The sequence below is a fragment of the Afipia broomeae ATCC 49717 genome, assembly GCF_000314675.2.
GTDB lineage: Bacteria > Pseudomonadota > Alphaproteobacteria > Rhizobiales > Xanthobacteraceae > Afipia > Afipia broomeae.
In genome coordinates this window covers 2125467-2147452 of record NZ_KB375282.1, presented here as the reverse complement: position 1 = coordinate 2147452, position 21986 = coordinate 2125467, and the positions used below count along the sequence as shown (strand labels likewise).

The 21986-nt window shown below is 62.1% G+C and carries 21 protein-coding genes; 17 read left to right on the top strand and 4 right to left on the bottom strand.

Annotated features, from left to right (window positions below):
* Nucleotide 1: 1 nt before the first annotated feature.
* From trpC to HMPREF9695_RS09910, 3 genes are read right to left on the bottom strand one after another with little or no spacing between them, the layout of a single operon-like run.
* Nucleotides 2–823, bottom strand: coding sequence for an indole-3-glycerol phosphate synthase TrpC (gene trpC, locus HMPREF9695_RS09920; protein ID WP_006020716.1), 822 nt, complete (start codon nucleotides 821–823; stop codon nucleotides 2–4).
* A 13-nt stretch (nucleotides 824–836) separates the two neighbouring features.
* A complete protein-coding gene (trpD, locus tag HMPREF9695_RS09915) occupies nucleotides 837–1850 on the bottom strand; it encodes an anthranilate phosphoribosyltransferase (RefSeq protein ID WP_006020715.1) in 1014 nt (337 codons plus the stop codon).
* A 34-nt stretch (nucleotides 1851–1884) separates the two neighbouring features.
* A complete protein-coding gene (locus HMPREF9695_RS09910) occupies nucleotides 1885–3780 on the bottom strand; it encodes a peptidylprolyl isomerase (RefSeq protein WP_006020714.1) in 1896 nt (631 codons plus the stop codon).
* 273 nt (nucleotides 3781–4053) lie between these two features.
* On the opposite strand from HMPREF9695_RS09910, the gene tpiA reads away from it, so the two are divergent.
* From tpiA to HMPREF9695_RS09865, 8 genes are all read left to right on the top strand, one after another.
* Nucleotides 4054–4809: a triose-phosphate isomerase gene (tpiA, locus tag HMPREF9695_RS09905; protein ID WP_006020713.1), complete on the top strand. Its 756-nt coding sequence runs from the start codon at nucleotides 4054–4056 to the stop codon at nucleotides 4807–4809.
* Between the two features lie 134 nt (nucleotides 4810–4943).
* Complete coding sequence (gene secG, locus HMPREF9695_RS09900) at nucleotides 4944–5309, top strand: preprotein translocase subunit SecG (RefSeq protein ID WP_006020712.1); 366 nt, start codon at nucleotides 4944–4946, stop codon at nucleotides 5307–5309.
* Between the two features lie 180 nt (nucleotides 5310–5489).
* Complete coding sequence (gene pyrG, locus HMPREF9695_RS09895) at nucleotides 5490–7121, top strand: CTP synthase (protein ID WP_006020711.1); 1632 nt, start codon at nucleotides 5490–5492, stop codon at nucleotides 7119–7121.
* A 94-nt stretch (nucleotides 7122–7215) separates the two neighbouring features.
* Complete coding sequence (locus HMPREF9695_RS09890) at nucleotides 7216–8004, top strand: COG3904 family protein (protein WP_006020710.1); 789 nt, start codon at nucleotides 7216–7218, stop codon at nucleotides 8002–8004.
* Between the two features lie 301 nt (nucleotides 8005–8305).
* Nucleotides 8306–8638 (top strand): NIPSNAP family protein, encoded by a 333-nt coding sequence (locus HMPREF9695_RS09880; protein ID WP_006020709.1) that lies wholly within the window; start codon nucleotides 8306–8308, stop codon nucleotides 8636–8638.
* A gap of 22 nt (nucleotides 8639–8660) precedes the next feature.
* Entirely contained in the window at nucleotides 8661–9533 is an 873-nt protein-coding gene (locus HMPREF9695_RS09875; RefSeq protein WP_006020708.1) for a VOC family protein, read from the top strand.
* Between the two features lie 68 nt (nucleotides 9534–9601).
* Nucleotides 9602–10453 (top strand): 3-deoxy-8-phosphooctulonate synthase, encoded by an 852-nt coding sequence (kdsA, locus tag HMPREF9695_RS09870; protein WP_006020707.1) that lies wholly within the window; start codon nucleotides 9602–9604, stop codon nucleotides 10451–10453.
* A gap of 43 nt (nucleotides 10454–10496) precedes the next feature.
* Entirely contained in the window at nucleotides 10497–11672 is a 1176-nt protein-coding gene (locus tag HMPREF9695_RS09865; protein ID WP_006020706.1) for an MFS transporter, read from the top strand.
* Here HMPREF9695_RS09865 and queF read toward each other — a convergent pair.
* Nucleotides 11669–12148: a preQ(1) synthase gene (gene queF, locus HMPREF9695_RS09860; RefSeq protein ID WP_006020705.1), complete on the bottom strand. Its 480-nt coding sequence runs from the start codon at nucleotides 12146–12148 to the stop codon at nucleotides 11669–11671. The genes HMPREF9695_RS09865 and queF overlap by 4 nt on opposite strands.
* A 139-nt stretch (nucleotides 12149–12287) precedes the next feature.
* Between queF and eno the strand changes: the two genes are divergently transcribed.
* The 9 genes from eno to lpdA all read left to right on the top strand — a co-directional run bounded on the left by eno (nucleotide 12288) and on the right by lpdA (nucleotide 21941).
* Nucleotides 12288–13571, top strand: coding sequence for a phosphopyruvate hydratase (gene eno / locus HMPREF9695_RS09855; protein WP_006020704.1), 1284 nt, complete (start codon nucleotides 12288–12290; stop codon nucleotides 13569–13571).
* A gap of 129 nt (nucleotides 13572–13700) precedes the next feature.
* The gene (locus HMPREF9695_RS09850) at nucleotides 13701–14825 is read left to right on the top strand and encodes a CaiB/BaiF CoA transferase family protein (RefSeq protein WP_006020703.1); all 1125 of its coding nucleotides are present in this window, start codon (nucleotides 13701–13703) and stop codon (nucleotides 14823–14825) included.
* A 110-nt stretch (nucleotides 14826–14935) separates the two neighbouring features.
* Entirely contained in the window at nucleotides 14936–15487 is a 552-nt protein-coding gene (locus tag HMPREF9695_RS09845) for an NADPH-dependent FMN reductase (RefSeq protein WP_006020702.1), read from the top strand.
* A gap of 68 nt (nucleotides 15488–15555) precedes the next feature.
* Nucleotides 15556–15873 (top strand): FtsB family cell division protein, encoded by a 318-nt coding sequence (locus HMPREF9695_RS09840; protein ID WP_085947371.1) that lies wholly within the window; start codon nucleotides 15556–15558, stop codon nucleotides 15871–15873.
* A 309-nt stretch (nucleotides 15874–16182) separates the two neighbouring features.
* On the top strand, nucleotides 16183–17235 hold the full coding sequence (gene pdhA, locus HMPREF9695_RS09835) for a pyruvate dehydrogenase (acetyl-transferring) E1 component subunit alpha (RefSeq protein WP_006020700.1): 1053 nt from the start codon (nucleotides 16183–16185) through the stop codon (nucleotides 17233–17235).
* 25 nt (nucleotides 17236–17260) lie between these two features.
* The gene (locus HMPREF9695_RS09830) at nucleotides 17261–18655 is read left to right on the top strand and encodes a pyruvate dehydrogenase complex E1 component subunit beta (protein ID WP_006020699.1); all 1395 of its coding nucleotides are present in this window, start codon (nucleotides 17261–17263) and stop codon (nucleotides 18653–18655) included.
* Nucleotides 18656–18674: 19 nt separating this feature from the next.
* Nucleotides 18675–20042: a pyruvate dehydrogenase complex dihydrolipoamide acetyltransferase gene (locus HMPREF9695_RS09825; protein WP_006020698.1), complete on the top strand. Its 1368-nt coding sequence runs from the start codon at nucleotides 18675–18677 to the stop codon at nucleotides 20040–20042.
* A gap of 61 nt (nucleotides 20043–20103) precedes the next feature.
* Nucleotides 20104–20520, top strand: a complete 417-nt coding sequence (locus tag HMPREF9695_RS09820) for an endonuclease domain-containing protein (protein WP_041711615.1) — start codon at nucleotides 20104–20106, stop codon at nucleotides 20518–20520.
* A 2-nt stretch (nucleotides 20521–20522) separates the two neighbouring features.
* Entirely contained in the window at nucleotides 20523–21941 is a 1419-nt protein-coding gene (gene lpdA / locus HMPREF9695_RS09815; RefSeq protein ID WP_006020697.1) for a dihydrolipoyl dehydrogenase, read from the top strand.
* Nucleotides 21942–21986 lie beyond the last annotated feature (45 nt).

Sequence of the window (21986 nt, the reverse complement as noted above, 5' to 3'; positions counted from 1 at the left end):
TTCAGCGCGTCCCGGTGGCGCGTTGCGCATCGCTGCGGGCGAGCAGGGTGCGCGTTGCAGCCGTCACATCGGCCTGACGCATCAGGCTCTCGCCGACGAGAAAGGTGTTCATGCCCACGCGTGCAAGACGGGAGAGATCCTCCGGCGCGAAGATGCCGCTTTCGCCGACACTGATGCGATCCTTCGGAATCAGCGGAGCGAGTTCTTCACTGGTGGCGAGCGTCGTCTCGAAGGTGCGCAGGTTGCGGTTATTCACGCCGAGCAGCGGCGACTTCAGTTTCAATGCGCGGTCGAGTTCCTCGCGGTTATGGACTTCGAGCAGCACGTCCATGCCATGCGCGAACGCGGCATCCTCGATATCTTTCGCCGCAGCATCGTCGAGCGCGGCCATGATGATCAGGATGCAGTCCGCGCCATGTGCCCGCGCTTCCGCCACCTGATAGGTGTCGTACATGAAATCCTTGCGCAACACCGGCAGCGAGACGGCCGCACGTGCCGCAACCATGAAAGCGAGCGATCCCTGGAACGACGGCGTGTCGGTCAGCACCGAGAGGCACGCTGCGCCGCCCGCCTCGTAAGCTTTGGCGAGAGCAGGCGGATCGAAGTCGGCGCGAATGAGTCCCTTCGACGGCGAGGCTTTCTTGATCTCGGCGATCAGTGCGTAGTCGCCGTTGGCGTGCTTGGCGCGAATGGCCTTGGCAAAGCCGCGCGGCGCGGATGCGGCCTTGGCGCGCGCCTCGACCTCGGCGAGTGGAAGCGCGCGCTTGGCAGCGGCGATTTCCTCGCGCTTGTAGGTTTCGATTTTATCGAGGATGTCCGACAAGGGTATTGGCTCCTCAAGCATTGGAAACGGCGACAAGGCGCTTGAGCCTGTCCGCCGCCGCACCAGTGTCCAGCGCCTTGGTGCCGAGCGCAACGCCTTCCTTGAGGTCCTTGGCCTTGCCGGCGACCACGAGCGCAGCCGCCGCATTCAACAGCGCGACGTTGCGATAGGCGTTCTGTTTGCCTTCCAGAACATCGCGAAGCGCCCTGGCGTTGGCCTCGGCATCGCCGCCCTTGAGGTCCGCGCTGGTAGCGCGTGGCAGCCCGCCGTCGTCCGGCGTGACTTCAAATGTGCGGATGTTGCCCTTTTCGAGAGCCGCGACGAAGGTCGGGCCGGTGAGGGTGATCTCGTCGAGGCCGTCGGAGCCATGCACGACCCACACCGATTCCGCGCCGAGATTCTTCAGCACCTGCGCCAGCGGCTCGACCCAGTGCTTGGAAAACACACCGACCATCTGCCGCTTGACGCCCGCGGGATTGGACAGCGGTCCGAGCAGATTGAAGATGGTGCGGGTGGCGAGTTCGACGCGGGTAGGGCCGACGTTCTTCATCGCCGGGTGATGCGTTGGCGCGAACATGAAGCCGATGCCCGCCTCGGCGATGCAGCGGCTTACGCCTTCCGGCGCAATGTTGATGTTGACGCCGAGCGCCGCGAGCGCATCGGCAGCGCCGGACTTTGACGACAGCGCGCGGTTGCCGTGCTTGGCGACGGGGACGCCCGCGCCGGCAAGAATGAACGATGCGCAGGTCGAGACATTGACCGATCCCGACCCATCGCCGCCGGTGCCGACGATATCGACCGCGTCGGCAGGCGCTTTCACGGTCAGCATCTTGGAGCGCATCGCGGAGACCGCGCCGGTGATTTCGTCGACGGTCTCGCCGCGCACGCGCAGGCCCATCAACAGCGCGCCCATCTGCGAGGGCGTCGCTTCGCCGGACATCATGCGGTCGAACGCCGATGCCGCTTCGTCACGCGACAGGGCTGCGCCGGTGGCGACTTTTCCGATAATGGCTTTCAGATCGTCCATGTGACTTCCGCTCAAATGAGCTTTTATTCCAACATCACTGAGCGGCTGTGGCTCCCGTCGCCACGGCAAACGCGTTCTGGTTGATCGTCACGCCAATCTCGGTTTCGAGCTTCGCGATATAGGCGGTGAGTTGCTCTTCCATTTCCGCGCGGCGGAGGCTTTCGGTCAGCTTCTTCACATCCTCGGACGCAAGATCGACCGGCGGCACGACGACGTCGGTCACCTTGAACACAATCCACTCGCTGCCGCCGCTGCCTTCGGTCTGGCCGACGCCGTCCTTTGGCGTGCGGAACGCAGCCGTCACCAGCCGCTCGGGAATATCCTTGGCGTCGGTGTCGCGCTTGAACAGCTTGGCGGTCTCGACCTTGAGTCCCGCAGCCGCGGCTTCGGCGTCGAAGGCTGCGCCCTTTTCCAGCTTTCCGACAATCTCGGTGGCCTTGGCGCGCAGGCGGGTCGAGATTTGCTCATCGCGCCAGCGCGCTTCGACCTGATCCTTCACTTCATCGAGCGAACGGTCGCGCGACGGCGTCACGCCGAGGACGTCGAACCAAAGCTCGCCGCCGTTGTACTGCACCGGCTCGTTCTCCACGCCGATGTTGCTGGCGAATACGGGCGAGACGAGATCGATGCCTTGCGGCAAACCGGCCACCAGCTTGCCGTCCGGGCCGCGGCCAGAGCGATCGATGGCTTCGATCGTGGTCGCCTTGAGCCCGAGCTTCTGGGCGGCTTCGGCAATGTTCGATCCGCCGCCGCGCTCGTCCTCGATCTTGTTATGCAGATCCTGCATCTGCGCCCGCGCACGCTCCAGCGCGATCTCGCGCTTGATCGTCGGTGCAACGGTCTCATAGGTCGGGTTGGTGCCGGGTTCGACCTTGGTGACTTTGAGCAGCGCGGTGATGAGGGTGCCCTTGACCGGCTCGCTCACAGTGTTCGGCGCGAGCGCGAATGCGGCGTCGGCGATGGCGGAGTCGCCGATCGAAGCCTTCGCCACGTTGCCGAGGTCGATATCGGCCGTCGTCAGCTTGCGCTCCTTGGCGATGTCCTCGAACGATGTTCCGGCCTTGATGCGATCGCTTGCCGCCTTGGCCTCGTCGGCGTTCGGGAACGGGATCTGGAACACCTGACGCTTCTCAGGGGTCGCGTAACGCTCGCGGCGCTGTTCGAAGACCTTCTTCGCGTCTTCGTCAGATACGGTGATCGACTTGGCGAGTTCGTCGGGCGTCAGAGCGAGCACCGCAATCTTGCGATATTCCGGCGCCCTGAACAGTTGCTTGCGCTCGTCGAAATACGCCGCCAACGCTTCGGGTGAGGGCGGCGCGATGGTTCCCGCCTGAGCGGCTGCCAGTTTGACGTAGCTGGCCGAGCGCTGCTCGTTCTGGAAACGGACCAGCGCCTCGACCTGGGTCTTCGGCGGCTCGAGGCCCGCAACGACCGTGCCCGTGAGCTGGCGGCGCATTGCGATGCGGCGCTGCTCGGCAATGAAGCGCTGTTCGGTGTAGCCGGCCTGGCGGATCGTCTGCAGGAACCGGTCATGATCGAATTTGCCGTCGAGCCCCTTGAAGGTCGGGTCGCTCGAGATGGCGCGCACGATATCGGCATCCGACTGGCCGAGCCCCATGCGGCGCGCGGTCTCGTCCAGCGCGGCGTCGGAGATGACCTCCTGAAGCACCTGACGGTCGAGGCCGAACTGGCGTGCCTGCTCCATGGTCAGCGGACGGCCGAACCGGCGTCCGATCTGCTGAACCTTGTCGGTGAACAGATTCCGGAACTGTTCGGTGGTGATTTCGGTGCTGCCGATCTTGGCGAGCGACGACTGTCCGAATCCCTTGAAGATGTCGGCGATGCCCCAGACACCGAAACTGATGATCAGCACGCCGAACAGGACGGACATCACCGTCTTGCCGAGCCAATTCGATGAGGCTTTGCGCATTCCTCGGAGCATGGGTCCAACTTGATGTTCGGGGGGTGGAGCGGCCGGCCGCAGAGGCATTACCGCGTTGTTTCGCCAACATATAAAGGGGTGCTGGTTCCCTAGCAACCATGGTGAAGGCGACGCTTCAGCGCGGTTAATGGCGCGGATAGGGAAAAACCGGAACCGCCGTGTGGAAATAAGGCCTCGGAACTGGCATCTCCGATAACGCTCTGCTAGCGCAGATCGGCCGCACTGCCCGATAATCCCGATAAATATGATGCGAGATCAAATATGACCGACAAGCGCCGTCCGCTGATCGCGGGGAACTGGAAGATGAACGGCCTCAAGGCCTCGGCGAACGAACTCGCCGCCATCGGACAGGGTGCTGAAAAGGTGTGGCGCAAGGCCGATCTTCTGATCTGTCCTCCCGCGACACTGCTCTTCACGGCCGCGGCAGTGGTCACCGGATCGAAAGTCGCAATTGGTGCACAGGATTGTCATCCGGCGCCGTCCGGCCCGCATACCGGCGATATTTCGGCGGAGATGCTGGCGGATGCCGGCGCAACCGCCATTATCGTTGGCCACTCCGAACGCCGCACGGATCACCATGAGAGCGATGCGCTTGTTCGCGAGAAGGCAGAGGCGGCGTGGCGTGCGGGCGTTGTCGCCATCGTCTGTGTCGGCGAAACACAGGCCGAGCGTGACGCCGGACAGGCGCTCGATGTGGTCGGGCGTCAGTTGGCCGGATCGCTACCGGACGGGACTACCGCAGCCAATCTGGTGGTCGCCTATGAGCCGGTGTGGGCCATTGGAACCGGCCGGACCCCGACAGCGAAGGATGTCGAGGAAGTCCATGGGTTTATCCGGGGCAAGCTGAAGGACCGGTTCAAGGGCGAGGGCGATTCCGTCCGGATTCTCTACGGAGGCTCGGTAAAGCCGTCGAACGCCGCCGAATTGATGGCTGTCGCCAATGTCGACGGGGCGCTGGTAGGCGGAGCCAGCCTGAAAGCTGCTGATTTCCTTGCGATTGCTGCTGCGTGCCCCTAAATCCCATGGTCTCGAAGCGGTCCATCGGGGGTGACAATGCCCCCTGCAATCGTGTACAGACCGCGCAACTTCAACCCCCGCAAGCACCGACGCGACCGGCTCCCGGCGCTGGAGGCTTGTGACGGAAGGTAACGATGCAGACTGTCATTATTGTCATTCATCTTATGCTCGTGCTGGGCCTGATCGGCGTCGTACTGTTGCAGCGATCCGAAGGTGGCGGCCTTGGTGTCGGCGGCGGGGGCGGCGGCGGATTCATGTCGAGCCGCGGAACGACCAACCTGCTCACACGCACCACTGCCATCCTGGCGGCAGGCTTCTTCGTGACAAGCCTGGTTCTGTCGTGGCTTGCGAGCTACGACCGCAAACCTGCCTCGATCCTCAACACCAGCCCTGCGCCGATCTCGCAGCCTGGTGCTCCGGCCGCGCCTGCTGGCGGTCTGCTGGATTCTCTCAAGAAGCCTGAAGCGCCGTCCGCTCCGCAGGCCCCGCAGTCGAAGTAGTGCTGTTGCGACGACAAGACTTGCAGCCATGCGTAAGCTGCTTGCCTGCAAGTCTTAGAGTTGCCTTCCAAGTACCTGACTGAACTCACATATCGAAGTCACCCACAGCGTCGCGATTTATCGGCGTGCGCGTGGGTTTAGTTTTGCGAATCACACCGGCGGAGATAAAGGTAGAGTCCCATGACGCGGTATATTTTCATCACCGGCGGCGTGGTCTCCTCGCTCGGCAAGGGTCTGGCTTCAGCAGCGCTCGGCGCTGTTCTGCAGTCACGAGGCTACAAGGTCCGCCTTCGCAAGCTCGATCCCTATCTCAATCTAGATCCCGGAACGATGTCGCCGTATCAGCACGGCGAAGTGTTTGTCACCGATGACGGCGCCGAGACCGATCTCGATCTCGGTCACTACGAGCGCTTCACCGGCCGTCCTGCGACGAAGCAGGACAATATCACCACGGGGCGCATTTATCAGGACATCCTGAACAAGGAACGCCGCGGCGACTATCTCGGCGCAACCGTGCAGGTGATTCCGCATGTCACCAACGCCATCAAGGAATTCATCCTCGGCGGCAACGAAGACTACGACTTCGTGCTGTGCGAAGTCGGCGGCACCGTCGGCGACATCGAAGGCCTGCCGTTCTTCGAGGCGATCCGTCAGGTCAAGAACGACCTGCCGCGCGGTGAAGTGATCTACATCCACCTGACCCTGCTGCCTTACATTCCAAGTGCTGGCGAATTGAAGACCAAGCCGACCCAGCACTCGGTCAAGGAACTGCGCTCCATCGGCATCCAGCCCGATATCCTGCTGTGCCGCACCGATCGCGAGATTCCGAAGGAAGAGCGCCGCAAGCTGGCGCTGTTCTGCAATGTCCGCGAATCCGCCGTCATAGAGGCGCGGGACGTCGACAACATCTACGCGGTGCCCGAGGCCTATCACGCCGCCGGTCTCGACGACGAAGTGCTCGCCGCATTCGGCATCGTCGATATCAAGCCGCCCAAGCTGGAAAGCTGGCACACCATCAACGAGCGTGTCCGCAATCCCGAAGGCCAGGTGACCATTGCCATCGTCGGCAAGTACACCGGCATGAAGGACGCCTACAAGTCGCTGATCGAGGCGTTGTCGCACGGGGGCATCGCCAACAAGGTGAAGGTCAATCTCGACTGGATCGAGTCCGAGGTTTTCGAGAACGAAGATCCCGCGCCGTTCCTCGAACACGTCAACGGCATTCTGGTGCCGGGCGGCTTCGGCCAGCGCGGTGCGGAAGGCAAGATCAAGGCGGCGCGGTTCGCGCGCGAGCGTGATGTGCCGTATTTCGGCATCTGCTTCGGCATGCAGATGGCGGTGATCGAGGCCGCACGCAATCTGGTCGGCATCGAGGATGCCAATTCGACAGAGTTCGGTGCGACGAAGGAGCCCCTGGTCGGCCTGATGACCGAATGGCTGCGCGGCAATGAACTTGAAAAGCGCAGCAAGGCCGGCGATCTCGGCGGCACCATGCGGCTCGGCGCTTATCCCGCCTCGCTCAAGAAGGGCAGCCGCGTCTCGGAAGTTTACGGCGGGGCGCTGGAAATTTCCGAGCGGCATCGTCACCGCTACGAGGTCAACACCGCCTACAAGGACCGTCTCGAACAGCATGGCCTGCGCTTCTCGGGCATGTCGCCTGACGGCGTGCTGCCGGAAATCGTCGAGTACGAGGATCATCCGTGGTTCATCGGGGTGCAGTACCACCCCGAACTGAAATCGCGTCCGTTCGAGCCGCATCCGCTGTTCGCCTCGTTCGTGCAGGCGGCGATGGTTCAGAGCCGGCTGGTTTAGTCCAGCTAGGCGCTCGGCGTGTCGCGTCAGGCCGCGTGGGAGCGGTTCTCCTGAGCCGTTTGAACAACGGCAAAACTGGCGAGATCGAAGCGGCATGATTCCGAAGATCAAACCTCCAGGGCTTGAAGGCGACCAAACCGCGCGGCCGTGGGGCAAGCCTGCGGGCGATGCGCCGGCGCCGCAGGAAAACCAGTCCGTCCCGCGCAGCCGAAGATCGCTGTGGTCTGTTCTGTTCGTGGTGCTGCTGATCGCAACCTACGGCGTGAGTGCGTATCGAGATCTTTCTTCGCCGGGTGCGTGGTCGTACTGGAGTGATCTTTTCGGTTCGCCGAGCATGACGGCAACGGTTGTCACCATGGCAGACGGCCGCAAGGGACTCGCAATTCAGGGGCAGATCGGGCCTGCCGCCGCAGGCTGGTTCCGCGAACAGCTCGATGCAGCCAAACTGACAGGCGGAGATGTCGTCTTCCTGTCGTCGCCGGGCGGCTCACTCGATCAGGGATTGATCATGGGTGCAGTGGTCCGTTCGCGCGGACTGACGACGGTGGTGGGGAGGGTCGATTCCAGCGGACGCCCGCAACCTGCGCGTTGCGCCAGCGCGTGCGTCTTCGTTTTCGCGGGAGGCAAGATCCGGGAGGCCATGCCGCGGTCGATGCTCGGCGTGCATCAGTTCAGCAGCACAGGAGCGAAAGGCGAAGAGTCCGCGGGAGATATCGTGTCGCGTACCCAGCGCACCACCGGCATCATTCTCGATTACATGACGGAGATGGGCGTTTCGCCTTCCATCATGCAGGCGATGACTGCGAGCAAGGACATCCGCTGGCTCACGGAGAAAGAGGCCTTTGATCTCAATCTGGTCACGGCTCGTTACGCTGGGAGCTGATCGTGACAGCCGCAGGCTTGGCCGTTGAAGGTCACGCCGTTCGCGCCGCCGGTGACCACGCTGGGCGTTCCGGGTGACCGGGCTCGGGCAAAACCCGAAGTTATCAAGCCGGATGCGACGACGGCCAGTGTCAAACAACGCACGATCTTTTGCATGACAATTCTCGCATTGGTCCCATCGCCGGGAAGCGCTTGATAACGGATCGCGCAGGCGACTATATGCCGGTTCTGGAGAGCCTGCATAATCACAGTCGGCGCGGTTCGATTCCGCTAGGGAGCGCCATCAATCAACAAGAGGGCCCATGAGCAAGATCTATGAAATGCGCGTTTATCGCTGTGTCCCGGGGCGACTTCCGGATCTGGTGAAGCGCTTCGAGAATCACACGCTGAAGATCTGGGAAAAGCACGGCATCCGTCAGGCCGGCTTTTTCACAACGGTGGTCGGCCAGTCCAGTCAGGAACTGACGTACTTCCTTGCGTGGGATTCACTGGCGGAGCGCGAGCAGAAATGGGGCGCGTTCCAAACCGACCCGGTCTGGATATCCACGCGCGCCGAAACCGAGAAGAACGGTCAGATCGTCGAGAACATCACCAGCCAGTTCCTGGCGCCGACGGCCTTCTCCGCGGTGAAGTGAGGGCGCGTCTCGCGCACCGGTCATGCCTCGCGGTCTCGATCATATCGTCCATGCCGTCCGCGATCTCGATGCGGCGGCGGACTTCTATCGCCGCGCCGGCTTCAGGGTCGGCGCGCGCAATGTGCATCCGTGGGGCACACATAATCATGTCGTGCAGTTTCCCGGCTTCTTCATCGAGGTTCTGACGGTCGCCGAACCCGAGAAGCTCGGAGACGACGGCCTGTCGCTGCATTTCGGCGCTCCGAACCGCGAGGCGATCGCGCGCGACGACGGCTTCTCGATGCTGGTGCTTGAAAGCACCGACAGCGAGGCCGATGTCGCGGACTTCGCGCGACATGGCATTGGTGCCTCGAAGTCACTGCCGTTTTCGCGCGAGGCAAAACGACCGGATGGAAGCTCCACGACTGTCGGTTTTTCGCTCGCCTTCGCGCGGGATGCACTGTCGCCCCACACGACGTTCTTCACCTGCAAGCAGCACAATCCGGCCGCGTTCTGGAATGCGGACTATCAGCAGCACGCCAATCGCGCGAGCGGTGTGCTCGGCGCGGTCCTCGTCGCCGACAATCCGACCGATCATCATATTTTCCTCGGTGCACTGACCGGGGTGCGCGATCTCCATTCGAGTTCGATCGGCGTCACCGCAAACACGCCGCGCGGCGATGTCGAGATCATCGAGGCGGTGTCGTTCCGCGACCAGTTTGGAACCTTGCCGAAACTGGACGGCGAGGGCGCTTCGATCAAAGGCCTGCGCCTTGCGGTGCCGGACATCGACGCTACCGAGCGGGTCCTCAAAAGTGGCGGGGTGGCCTCGCATCGCCATATCGGCCGGCTGGTGGTGCCGTCCGGGGCAGCTTTTGGCGCAACCCTGATATTCGAGGCCCCGTCGAAGATTTGACGGGCCGGACTTGATCGGGCACTCCCTCACCGGCATGGTCCAACCGATTTTCTGAAAAGGGACACCCTTTGAACGCCAAGATTTCCGCGGCCCCGGTGGTTTCCGCAGGCAACGTCAAATTCGGCAACGCATTGCCATTGGCGGTGATCGCCGGGCCATGCCAGTTGGAGAGCCGCGCGCATGGGCTGGAAGTCGCGTCCGCGCTGAAGGAGATCGCCGCTCGTCTCAAGATCGGCCTCGTCTACAAGACCTCGTTCGACAAGGCCAACCGCACCAGCGCGTCCGGCGCGCGCGGCATGGGGCTTGAGAAAGCGCTGCCGATCTTCGCGGAGATTCGCGAAACCCTCGGTCTGCCCGTGCTGACCGATGTGCATGAGATCGAGCAATGCGCGCAGGTCGCCGAAGTGGTCGACGTGTTGCAGATACCCGCGTTTCTCTGCCGGCAGACGGACCTGCTGCTGGCCGCGGCCGCAACCGGCAAGGTGGTCAACGTCAAGAAGGGCCAGTTTCTGGCGCCGTGGGACATGGCCAATGTTGTTGGCAAGATCACTGGCGGGGGCAATCCCAACGTCATGGTGACCGAACGCGGCGCATCGTTCGGCTACAACACGCTGGTGTCCGACATGCGGGCGCTGCCGATCCTCGCGCGCACCACCGGTGCGCCGGTGATCTTCGATGCGACCCATTCCGTACAGCAGCCGGGCGGCAAGGGGACCTCATCCGGCGGCGAACGCGAATTCGTGCCTGTGCTGGCGCGGGCCGCCGTCGCGGTCGGTGTGGCGGGTGTTTTCATCGAGACGCATCCAGATCCGGACAACGCGCCGTCGGATGGTCCGAACATGGTGCCGCTGAAAGATTTTGAAGCTCTGGTGAAGAACCTGATGGCTTTCGACGCGCTCGCCAAGAGCGAAACACGCTGATGCAACCTCGTCGCGCAGCATCCGTGGGACAATTGAATCCCTGATGCTGCCGATCCTCAACATCATCGCCGCCACGACGTTCGCCGCTGCCTTGTCATCGCGTGCGATGGAGCCGGTGCTGCCGCTGGTGGCCGATAGTTTCGGCGTGACGGTCGCGACCGCCGCAAGCCTGTCCGCCGTGGTCGCTTTCACATTTGCCATTGTGCAGCCCATTCTCGGCGCGGCCGCCGACATGTTCGGCAAGGCGCGGCTGATGATCGCGTGTCTGATCCTGCTGGGTGCGGCAAACATCGTCGGCGCGATGGCGACATCGTTCGAGATGCTGTTTCTGTCGCGCGTCCTGTGCGGCATGGCGGCGGGGGGCACATTTCCCATCGCGTTCGGACTGACCAGCGATCTCGTGCCGACGGCGCAAAGGCAGGTGGCGCTGGGCCGGGTGCTCGCCGGTGCGATGACCGGAAACCTGCTGGGCGCGACGGCCGCAGGCGTGATTGGCGATTTTCTGGGATGGCGCGGCGTTTTGGCTGTCCTCGGCGCGATCATGGTGATTGCATCGGTGGCAGTCTTCATTGGCTTTCGCCGCGGCGGCGTCACCAGTCCGCGAAGCGGCGTGAGCTTGAAATCGCTCAAGGACGGCTATCGCACCATCCTGAAAAACCCGAACGCGCGCGTTGTTTTCATTGCCGTGTTTATCGAGGGAATTTGCGTTCTCGGGCTGCTTCCGTTCGTCGCCGCGTTTCTGTTCGAACTCGGCGAGACGCGCGCCTCGATCCCCGGTGTGGTGATCGCCGCGTTCGCTGTTGGCGGTCTGCTCTACACCGCGAGCGTGTCCCGGATGCTGCCGCGTTTTGGCGTCAACGGGTTAATGGTCGGCGGCGCTATTGTGGTGGCGCTTCAGTTTCTCGTCGTTGCTATTGGGCCGCGTTGGGAAATTCAGGCCATCTGCTTTCTTCTGATGGGCTGGGGATTCTACTCGCTGCACGGGTCGTTGCAGGTGTTCTCGAGCGATCTAGCGCCCGAAGCGCGCGCCTCGGCGTTGTCGCTCCATGCGTTCTGCTTCTTCATGGGGCAGGCGGTCGGGCCGATCCTGTACGGCTTCGCACTGTCACACGCCGGCAAAATCCCCACGCTGATAATCAGCGCAGTCGCCATCCTTGTGCTCGGGATCGTTGCGGCGCGCCTGCTTCACCAGAAGCCGGCGGAAATGACGGATATCTAACCCCGCCCGCGATAGGGCGGGACGCCCTGATCCGGCACCCAAACAGTCGCCGGCAGCTTGCCGGCCTGCCAGAACACATCGATCGGCATGCCGCCGCGCGGATAGAAATATCCGCCGATCCGCAGCCAGCGCGGCGCCAATAGTTTCGTCAGCCGCTTGCCGATGGACACGGTGCAGTCCTCGTGGAACGAGCCGACATTCCGGAAGCTGTTGAGATAGAGCTTCAGCGACTTCGATTCCACGAGCCATTTGTTCGGCACGTAATCGATGACGAGAATGGCGAAATCCGGCTGGCCGGTGACCGGGCAGATCGAGGTGAATTCCGGCATTGTGAAACGTGCGACATACTTCGTGTCGGTATGCGGATTCGGCACCCGGTCGAGTTTGGCCGTATCGGGCGAAGCGGGCGCTTCGACCTGCTGGCCGAGTTGCAGCGATGTTCCGGCGGCCTTGGCCGCGCGAGGCTTTCTGGACATAGGTGTCTCCGTTTGCCGTCTGATAGCCGGTCCTGATCAAAACGTCACGGGATCAAAGGCTTCGGATGGTCTTTTCCGGCGCGGCGCGTTCCTGTAGAAGCTGCCCCAAACCTCAGAACCTGATCCTGAAAGGGCGCACATGACCGCAATCGTCGACATCATCGGCCGCGAAATTCTTGACAGCCGCGGCAACCCGACCGTCGAAGTCGATGTGGTGCTGGAAGACGGCTCGCTGGGCCGCGCGGCCGTTCCCTCGGGCGCTTCCACGGGTGCGCATGAGGCCGTCGAACTGCGCGACGGCGACAAGGGCCGTTATCTTGGCAAGGGCGTGCAGAAGGCCGTCGATGCGGTCAACGGCGAGATCTTCGATGCCATCGGCGGCATGGAGGCCGAGCAGCAGGTCCAGATCGACCAGACCATGATCGATCTGGATGGAACACCGAACAAGAGACGGCTGGGCGCCAACGCCATCCTTGGCGTGTCGCTGGCTGTCGCCAAGGCCGCCGCGGAATCGCTCGGCATGCCGCTGTATCGTTATGTCGGCGGCACCTCGGCGCGCACCCTTCCGGTGCCGATGATGAACATCGTCAACGGCGGCGTGCACGCGGACAATCCGATCGACTTCCAGGAAATCATGGTGATGCCGGTCGGCGCAAAGAACTTTGCGGAAGGACTGCGTTGCGGCGCCGAGATTTTCCACACGCTCAAGGGCGAACTGAAGAAGGCCGGTCACAACACCAATGTCGGCGACGAAGGCGGCTTTGCGCCAAACCTGCCGTCGGCGGACGCTGCGCTCGATTTCGTGATGAGCGCCATCGGCAAGGCCGGCTACAAGGCGGGCGGCGACATCATGCTGGCGCTCGACTGCGCCTCGACCGAGTTCTTCAAGAACGGCTCATATGTCTACGAGGGCGAGAAGAAAACGCGCTCGCGCTCCGAGCAGGCGAAGTATCTCGCCGATCTCGTCTCGCGCTATCCGATCGTGTCGATCGAAGACGGCATGGCCGAAGACGACATGGATGGCTGGAAGGAGCTGACAGACCTGATCGGAAGCAAGTGCCAGCTCGTCGGCGACGACCTGTTCGTGACCAATGTCACGCGTCTGTCGGATGGTATCAAGAAGGGCCTCGGCAATTCCATTCTGGTGAAGGTCAACCAGATCGGCTCGCTCACCGAGACGCTCGCGGCTGTCGAGATGGCGCACAAGGCGGGCTACACCGCCGTGATGTCGCATCGTTCGGGTGAAACGGAAGACTCGACCATTGCCGACCTCGCCGTCGCCACCAATTGTGGACAGATCAAGACCGGTTCGCTGGCGCGCGCAGACCGTACCGCCAAGTACAACCAGTTGCTGCGCATCGAGCAGGAACTTGGCAACCAGGCGGTCTATGCGGGCCGCTCGGCGCTCAAGGCGCTTGCGTAAACTTTCCTTCGCGCCAAGCCTCAGCGGTGCAACGCTGGGTTTCGTTTTCATATCGCGCTTGCGGCTTGCCTTGGCAAGCCGCACTCGCTTGAGTGGCGTCCGCTAATCAAGTTGCGGGAGAACGACGCCATGAACGGTCCGCTTGCCGGAATTAAAGTCATTGAAATCGGGCAGGCGCTCGCGGGTCCGCTGGCCGGTGCGATCATGGCCGACATGGGCGCGGACGTGATCAAGATCGAGAAGCCCGATGGCGGCGACGACGCGCGAAGCTGGGGGCCTCCGTTCATCGAGGAAGCCTCGATCATGTTCCACGTCACCAATCGCAACAAGCGGTCGGTGACGCTCGACATGAAGAACGCCGCCGATATCGAGAAGCTGAAGACCCTCGTGCGCGATGCCGACATTCTGATCCAGAATCTGCGCTCGGGTGTGGTCAACGATCTCGGCATCGGCCCCGAGCATATGCACGCGGTGAATCCGCGGCTGATCTACTGTTCGATATGGGCGTTCGGACCGAAGGGGCCGCTGTCGAAAGCGCCGGGATTCGACCCGCTGCTGCAGGCCTATGGCGGCGTGATGATGCAGACCGGCCGGCGCGACGATCCGCCGACATTCTGCGCGCCCGCGATCAACGACAAGGCCACCGCGCAGTGGTGTGTGATCGGCGCATTGGCTGCGCTTCAGCAGCGCCACGTCACCGGCAAGGGTTGCGTGATCGATACCTCGTTGCTCGACAGCGCGGCGTCGTGGGTGGACTCCTCGCTGGCGACCTATCATGTGACACAGGAGCTTGCACCGCGAACGGGTGCGGCGACGCCGACCATTGTGCCGTATCAGGCGTTCGAAACCGCCGACCATCCGCTGGTGATCGCCGCCGGATACGACCGGCTGTTTCACAAGCTCGCCACCGTGCTCGGTTTTCCTGAATGGTGTACCGATCCGCGATTTGCCAAGGGCAGGGACCGGTTCGTTCATCGCGACACGCTGATCGATTTGCTGAAGCCGGTGCTGCTGACCAAGACACGCGCGGAATGGCTGGCCGCCTTCGAGGCGGTTGGTGTGCCGTGCAGTCCGGTCAACACCATCGTGGAATTGTCACAGACCGAGCAGTTCAAGGCTTCGGACTTGATGCGCACATTGCCCGGCAGTGAGTTGCCCGTGGTAGGTCTCCCGATTTCGTTTGACGGGCAACGCCCGCATCCGCACTCTGGCGCGCCCCGGCTCGGAGAACACAACGACGAACTGCTGGGATAAAGGAACACGATCTCGCGATCCGAATTTAATGCACTTGCATCCTTTTTGTCCGAAGGCTAATCGGGCCTTTCGCAGGTTCCCTTTGTCCTGTTGCTTAAGAGGATCGTTCTATGGCCCATTCCGTCGCCGTCATCGTCGGCAGCCTCCGCAAGGAGTCGTTTTCGCTCAAGATCGCCAAGGCGTTCGCCAAGGTTGCTCCATCGTCTCTCAAGCTTGAGATTGTCACTCTTCATGGTCTGTCGTTCTTCAATCAGGACCTGGAAGCGACGCCGCCGGCGGACTGGGTTTCGTTCCGCGAGACAATTCAGAAGTCCGACGCTGTTCTGTTTGTGTCGCCGGAATACAATCGTTCCGTTCCCGGCGTCTTGAAGAACGCCATCGACGTCGGCTCGCGTCCCTACGGCAAGAGTTCTTTCCTCGGCAAACCGACCGGCATTGTGGCGAACTCACCGGGACCGCTCGGCGGCATTGCGGCGGCCATGCACCTGAAGGCGCTTCTCCCCGGTATTACGGGACCGATCCTGCAGCAGCCCGAAATCTATCTGAATGGGGTGGGCGACGCGTTCGATGACAAGGGCGAACTGACCAAGGAGGCTCTTGAGAAGGTGCTGAGGGATTACATCACGGCCTTCGCAGCCTGGATCGATCGCATCAAGAAATGATGGCGCGGTGATGAAGGGTCAGCCCGGTTGTTAGCGATAGGTTAACCGGGCTGTCCCATCTTGCGGGCATGGTTTCACGCTCGCGACTCAAAGCAATCATGACCGGCCTCGCGCTCTATACGATCGCAGCGGCATTGATTGCCTATTTCGGGGTCAATGCCTACACCGGCAAGTACGGTCTCAACGCGCGGCAGGAACTCGATCAAGAAATCGTGCAACTGACCGCCGAACTGGCCCGGCTCAAGGCCGAGCGCATCGCGGCCGAACAGCGCGTTTCGCTGCTTCGTTCAGACCGAGTCGATCCCGACATGCTCGACGAGCGCGCACGTTACCAGCTCGACTATGTGCATCCGCGTGATCTCGTTCGGATGATCGGTCAGAACTAGCCTTTTGAAGCCGAAGTTCGCCCGATTACCAAAGCACTTCATTCCAGACTTCGGATTCATGACACCAGAACCTATCATTCCATTGTGATTTTGGTTCGCCAATCCGCAACGGTACGCGCCGCCGCAGCCTTGCGGACGTCCGAACCACCGCTCTGGTTTCAAATTTCAAAAATCGTCTGCTTTGCATTTTAAAGTTGCGTTCGCTGCGTTGCGAGATAAGTGCGCGTGCACGCGACATCATGCAATCCTTTCATGGCGATGTGAGTTGGAGTAGAGAAGATCGTACCCGCTCTCTCATCCGGACGTGACATGTCGCCAAAAGAATCGGCCTCTTCGAAGAAAAGCGCCGCCGCGCAGGACGTGGGCCAGGCTACCGGCAACGGCTCCCGCAATCCGAACAATCTGACGTTCAGCAAGGACCAGGAACTTCACGCGTTTCGCGAGATGATGCTGATCCGCCGTTTCGAGGAAAAGGCCGGCCAGCTCTACGGCATGGGCGCCATTGGCGGTTTCTGCCATCTCTATATCGGCCAGGAAGCGGTCGTGGTCGGCATGCAGATGTCGCTGGAGAAGGGCGACCAGATCATCACCAGCTACCGCGATCACGGCCACATGCTGGCCTGCGGCATGGACCCCAAGGGCGTGATGGCCGAGCTGACGGGACGCGAAGCCGGCTATTCCAAGGGCAAGGGCGGCTCCATGCACATGTTCAGCAAGGAGAAGAACTTCTATGGCGGCCATGGCATCGTCGGCGCGCAGGTTCCGCTCGGCACCGGCCTCGCTTTCGCCAACCGCTATCGCGGCAACAAGAATGTCAGCATCGCCTATTTCGGCGACGGCGCAGCCAATCAGGGCCAGGTCTACGAAAGCTTCAACATGGCGGAGCTGTGGAAGCTTCCCGTGATCTACGTCATCGAGAACAACCGTTACGCGATGGGCACGTCAGTGACCCGTTCGTCGGCACAGACCGATTTCTCCAAGCGGGGCGCGTCATTCAACATTCCCGGCGAACAGGTGGACGGCATGGACGTTCGCGCCGTAAAGGCCGCGGGCGACAAGGCGGTGCAATGGTGCCGCGAGGGCAATGGGCCGTACATCCTCGAAATGCAGACCTACCGTTACCGCGGCCATTCGATGTCCGATCCTGCGAAGTACCGGACCCGCGAGGAAGTGGACAAGGTGCGTCATGACAGCGACCCGATCGAGCAGGTGCGCCAGCGCCTGCTCGAGCTCAAGGTCAGCGAGCAGGACCTGAAGGGGATCGACGGCGAGGTTCGCGAGATCGTCAACGAGGCAGCGGATTTCGCGCAGCACACGCCGGAGCCGCCCGTGTCCGAGCTTTACACCGACATTTACCGTTAAGCCTGCGAAAGAGTCCGGAGCAACCATGCCGATTCAAGTTCTGATGCCCGCGCTTTCGCCCACCATGGAGAAAGGCAATCTCTCCAAGTGGCTCAAGAAAGAGGGTGAAGCCATCAAGTCCGGCGATGTGATCGCCGAGATCGAAACCGACAAAGCGACGATGGAAGTCGAAGCGACCGACGAAGGCACGCTCGGCAAGATTTTGATCCCCGAAGGCACCAGCGACGTTGCGGTCAACACGCCGATCGCCACCATTCTTGCCGACGGCGAAAGCGCCGCCGATCTTGGAAAAGCTGCTGCTGCACCAGCAGCGCAGCAGAAGGCCGCTGAATCCGCACCGCCTGCCGCTGCCGAAGCCAAGGCGCCCGCCACGCCGGGCGTTTTGCAGTCACCGGCTCCGATTGCCGAGGCCGATCCGGAAGTGCCGCCCGGCACCGAAATGGTAAAGATGACGGTGCGCGAAGCTCTCCGCGATGCCATGGCCGAGGAAATGCGCCGCGACGAAGACGTGTTCGTCATGGGCGAGGAAGTCGCCGAGTATCAGGGCGCCTACAAGATCACGCAGGGCCTGTTGCAGGAATTCGGCGAACGCCGCGTGATCGATACCCCGATCACTGAGCACGGCTTTGCCGGTGTTGGCGTCGGCGCGGCGATGGCCGGATTGAAACCCATCGTGGAATTCATGACCTTCAACTTCGCGATGCAGGCGATCGACCAGATCATCAACTCCGCCGCGAAGACGCTCTACATGTCCGGCGGGCAGATGGGCTGCTCAATTGTGTTCCGCGGCCCGAACGGCGCGGCCGCGCGCGTGGCGGCCCAGCACAGCCAGGACTATTCGGCGTGGTATTCGCAGATTCCGGGCCTCAAGGTGGTCTCGCCGTATTCCGCGGCGGACGCGAAGGGTTTGCTGAAAGCCGCAATCCGCGATCCGAACCCGGTGATCTTCCTCGAGAACGAAATCCTCTATGGTCATTCCGGCGATGTGCCGAAGCTCGACGATTACGTTGTACCCATCGGCAAGGCGCGCATCGCGCGCGCGGGCAAGGATGTCACGCTGATCGCGTGGTCGAACGGCATGACCTACGCGCTGCATGCCGCCGATGAACTCGCCAAGGAGGGCATCGAAGCGGAGGTCATCGACCTGCGCACGCTGCGTCCGCTCGACACCGAGACGATCATCAATTCAGTCAAGAAGACTGGGCGCGCGGTCGCGGTCGAGGAAGGCTGGCAGCAGTCCGGTGTCGGCGCTGAAATCGCGGCGCGGATCATGGAGCAGGCCTTCGATTATCTCGATGCGCCGGTGGCGCGCGTGTCGGGCAAGGATGTGCCGATGCCTTACGCCGCCAATCTCGAAAAGCTGGCGCTGCCGTCGGTGGCTGAAGTCGTCGATGCGGCCAAAGCCGTGATGTATCGCTGAGAGAGCCGGGAACAGGATTATGCCGATCAACATTCTGATGCCCGCGCTGTCGCCCACGATGGAGAAGGGCAACCTTGCCAAGTGGCTCAAGAAAGAGGGCGACAAGGTCAAGTCCGGCGACGTGATCGCCGAGATCGAGACCGACAAGGCGACGATGGAAGTCGAAGCCGTCGATGAAGGCACCATCGCGAAAATTCTGGTGCCGGAAGGCACACAGGACGTTCCGGTCAACAACGTTATCGCAGTTCTCGCCGGTGACGGCGAAGACGTGAAGGCTGCGGGAGCGGGAGCCGCATCGGCTTCGCCTGCTACGAAATCCGAAGCACCAAAAGCTGATGCGCCGAAAGCCGCTGCGCCTGCCGCAGCACCGGCACCGGCTGCTGCATCCGCGCCTGCAAAACCTGCGGCTGCACCGGCCGCGGCCGCTGCTCCCGCACCAAGCAACGGCGCGCGTGTGTTCTCATCGCCACTGGCGCGGCGTCTTGCCAAGGAAGCCGGGATCGATCTGTCCCGCGTCACCGGTTCGGGGCCGCATGGCCGCGTGGTTGCGCGCGACATCGATCAGGCGAAGTCCGGGAAGGGCCTCAAGCTCGCAGCCAGCGCAGGCGCTCCCGCCGCGGCCACCGGTGCCGTCAGTGCACCTGCGATGTCGGACCAGCAGATTCTCGCGCTGTATGAGGAGGGCGGTTACGAGAGCATACCGCACGACTCGATGCGCCGGACCATCGCGCAGCGTCTCACCGCTGCGACCAATTCGATGCCGACGTTCTATCTCACGGTGGACTGCGATCTCGGCAAGCTCAACGCGGCGCGCGAAGAGATCAACGCCGCGGCGGGCAAGAATGCAGACGGCAAGCCGCTCTACAAGCTCTCGGTCAACGATTTCGTCATCAAGGCGATGGGAATAGCGCTGCAGAAAATCCCCGAGGCGAACGTGTCATGGACCGAAGCGGCGATGCTTCGCCACAAGCATTCGGACATCGGCGTCGCAGTGGCGCTGCCATTCGGCCTGATTACCCCGATTATTCGCCAGGCCGAAATCAAGACCCTGTCGGCGATTTCCAACGAGATGAAGGATCTGGCCGCGCGCGCAAAGGCGAAGAAGCTCAAGCCGAACGAATATCAGGGCGGCACATCGTCGGTGTCGAACCTCGGCATGTACGGCATCAAGGACTTTACTGCGGTGATCAATCCGCCTCAGTCGTCGATCCTTGCGGTCGGAACGGGTGAGGAGCGTGCGGTTGTGCGCAACGGTCAGATCGTCGCAGCGTCGATGATGAGCGTGACGCTGTCGTGCGATCACCGCGCCATCGACGGCGCCCTCGGCGCCGAGCTGATCACGGCGTTCAAGAAGCTGATCGAAAACCCGGTGATGATGGTCGTGTAATTTCTTTTCCCTCTCCCCTCGTGGGAGAGGGTGGCAGCCGGAGGCTGCCGGGTGAGGGGGCATGCGCCAACGCGTAACGCAGTCGAAGCGAATATTCGCAAAGACGCTTCGTGTTAATGCGACTGACGCTGAAATTGCATTGTGGCGATTGCTGCGAGCCCGCAGACTGGCGGATATGAAATTCAGACGGCAGGCGCCGATCGGCGAATGGATTGCAGATTTCGTGTCGTTCGACAGGCATCTTGTTGTCGAAGCCGATGGAAGCCAGCACGCCGATAGCGCGCGAGATGCGGCTCGCGATCACGATCTGGAGGCTCGGGGCTTTCGTGTATTGAGATTCTGGAACAACGAGATCCTTCAAAATCCAAGCGGCGTCGCTGAGGTCATTTTGGCTGCGGCGTCAAATTCCCCCTCACCCGGCGAGCTTCGCTCGCCACCCTCTCCCACAGGGGGAGAGGGAAGCAAGAAAAGCGTTTAGCTATGGCTGATACATCCTTCGACGTCGTCGTGATCGGATCGGGGCCGGGCGGTTACGTCACGGCTATTCGCGCGGCGCAGCTTGGTTTCAAGACCGCCATTGTCGAGAAGGCCTATCTGGGCGGCATCTGTAACAACTGGGGCTGCATCCCGACCAAGGCGCTGCTGCGCTCGGCGGAAATCTATCACTACATGAAGCACGCCAAGGACTACGGCCTGTCGGCGGACAACGTCTCGTTCGATCCAAAGGCGGTGATCGCGCGCTCGCGCGGAGTGGTGAAGCGCCTCAATGGCGGCGTCGAATTCCTGATGAAGAAGAACAAGATTTCGATCATCTGGGGCGAGGCGACGCTGGACGCGCCGGGCAAGTTCACGGTGAAGAAGTCGGCGGCCGAACCGCCGAAGGGATCGCTGGGCGAGGGCGCGTACACAGCCAAACATATCATCGTCGCCACCGGCGCGCGCCCGCGCGTGCTGCCGGGCCTGGAGCCGGACAAGAAGCTGGTCTGGACCTATTTCGAGGCGATGAACCCGGACAAAATGCCGAAATCGTTGCTGGTGGTGGGCTCAGGCGCCATCGGCATAGAGTTCGCATCGTTCTATCGCACCATGGGTGCGGACGTAACGGTGGTCGAAGTGCTGCCGCAGATATTGCCGGTGGAAGACGCCGAGATCGCAGGTTTCGCGCGCAAGCAGTTCGAGAAGCAGGGCATCAAGGTGAGGTCCAACACCAAGGTCACCAAGCTCGACAAGAAGGCCGACAGCGTCGTCGCCACCATCGATGACGGCAAGAAGCCGGTGCAGATCGAGGTGGATCGCGTGATCTCGGCGGTCGGCGTGGTCGGCAACATCGAAGGCTTCGGGCTCGAGAAGCTCGGTGTGAAAACCGACCGCGGCTGCATCGTCATCGACGGATACGGCAAGACCAATGTGCCCGGCATCTATGCTATCGGCGATGTCGCCGGTCCGCCGATGCTCGCGCACAAGGCCGAGCACGAAGGCATCATCTGCGTCGAGGCCATCAAGGGGATGCATCCGCATCCGATGGACAAGCTGCTGATCCCGGGCTGCACGTATTGCCATCCGCAGATCGCATCGGTCGGTCTCACCGAGGCGAAGGCGAAGGAAGCGGGCAAGGATATCCGCGTCGGCCGCTTCCCGTTCGTCGGCAACGGCAAGGCCATCGCGCAGGGCGAAGATCAGGGCATGGTCAAGGTGGTGTTCGACAAGAAGACCGGGCAGTTGCTCGGGGCCCACATGGTCGGGTCGGAAGTCACCGAACTGATCCAGGGCTTCGTGGTGGCCATGAACCTCGAGACCACCGAGGAAGAACTGTTCCACACTATCTTCCCGCATCCGACCATTTCGGAAACGATGAAGGAAGCGGTGCTCGACGCCTATGGCCGCGTGCTGAACATGTGAGTCGATCGGGACGCGCCGATGATCTCCAGGTCGGATCTCTGCGCT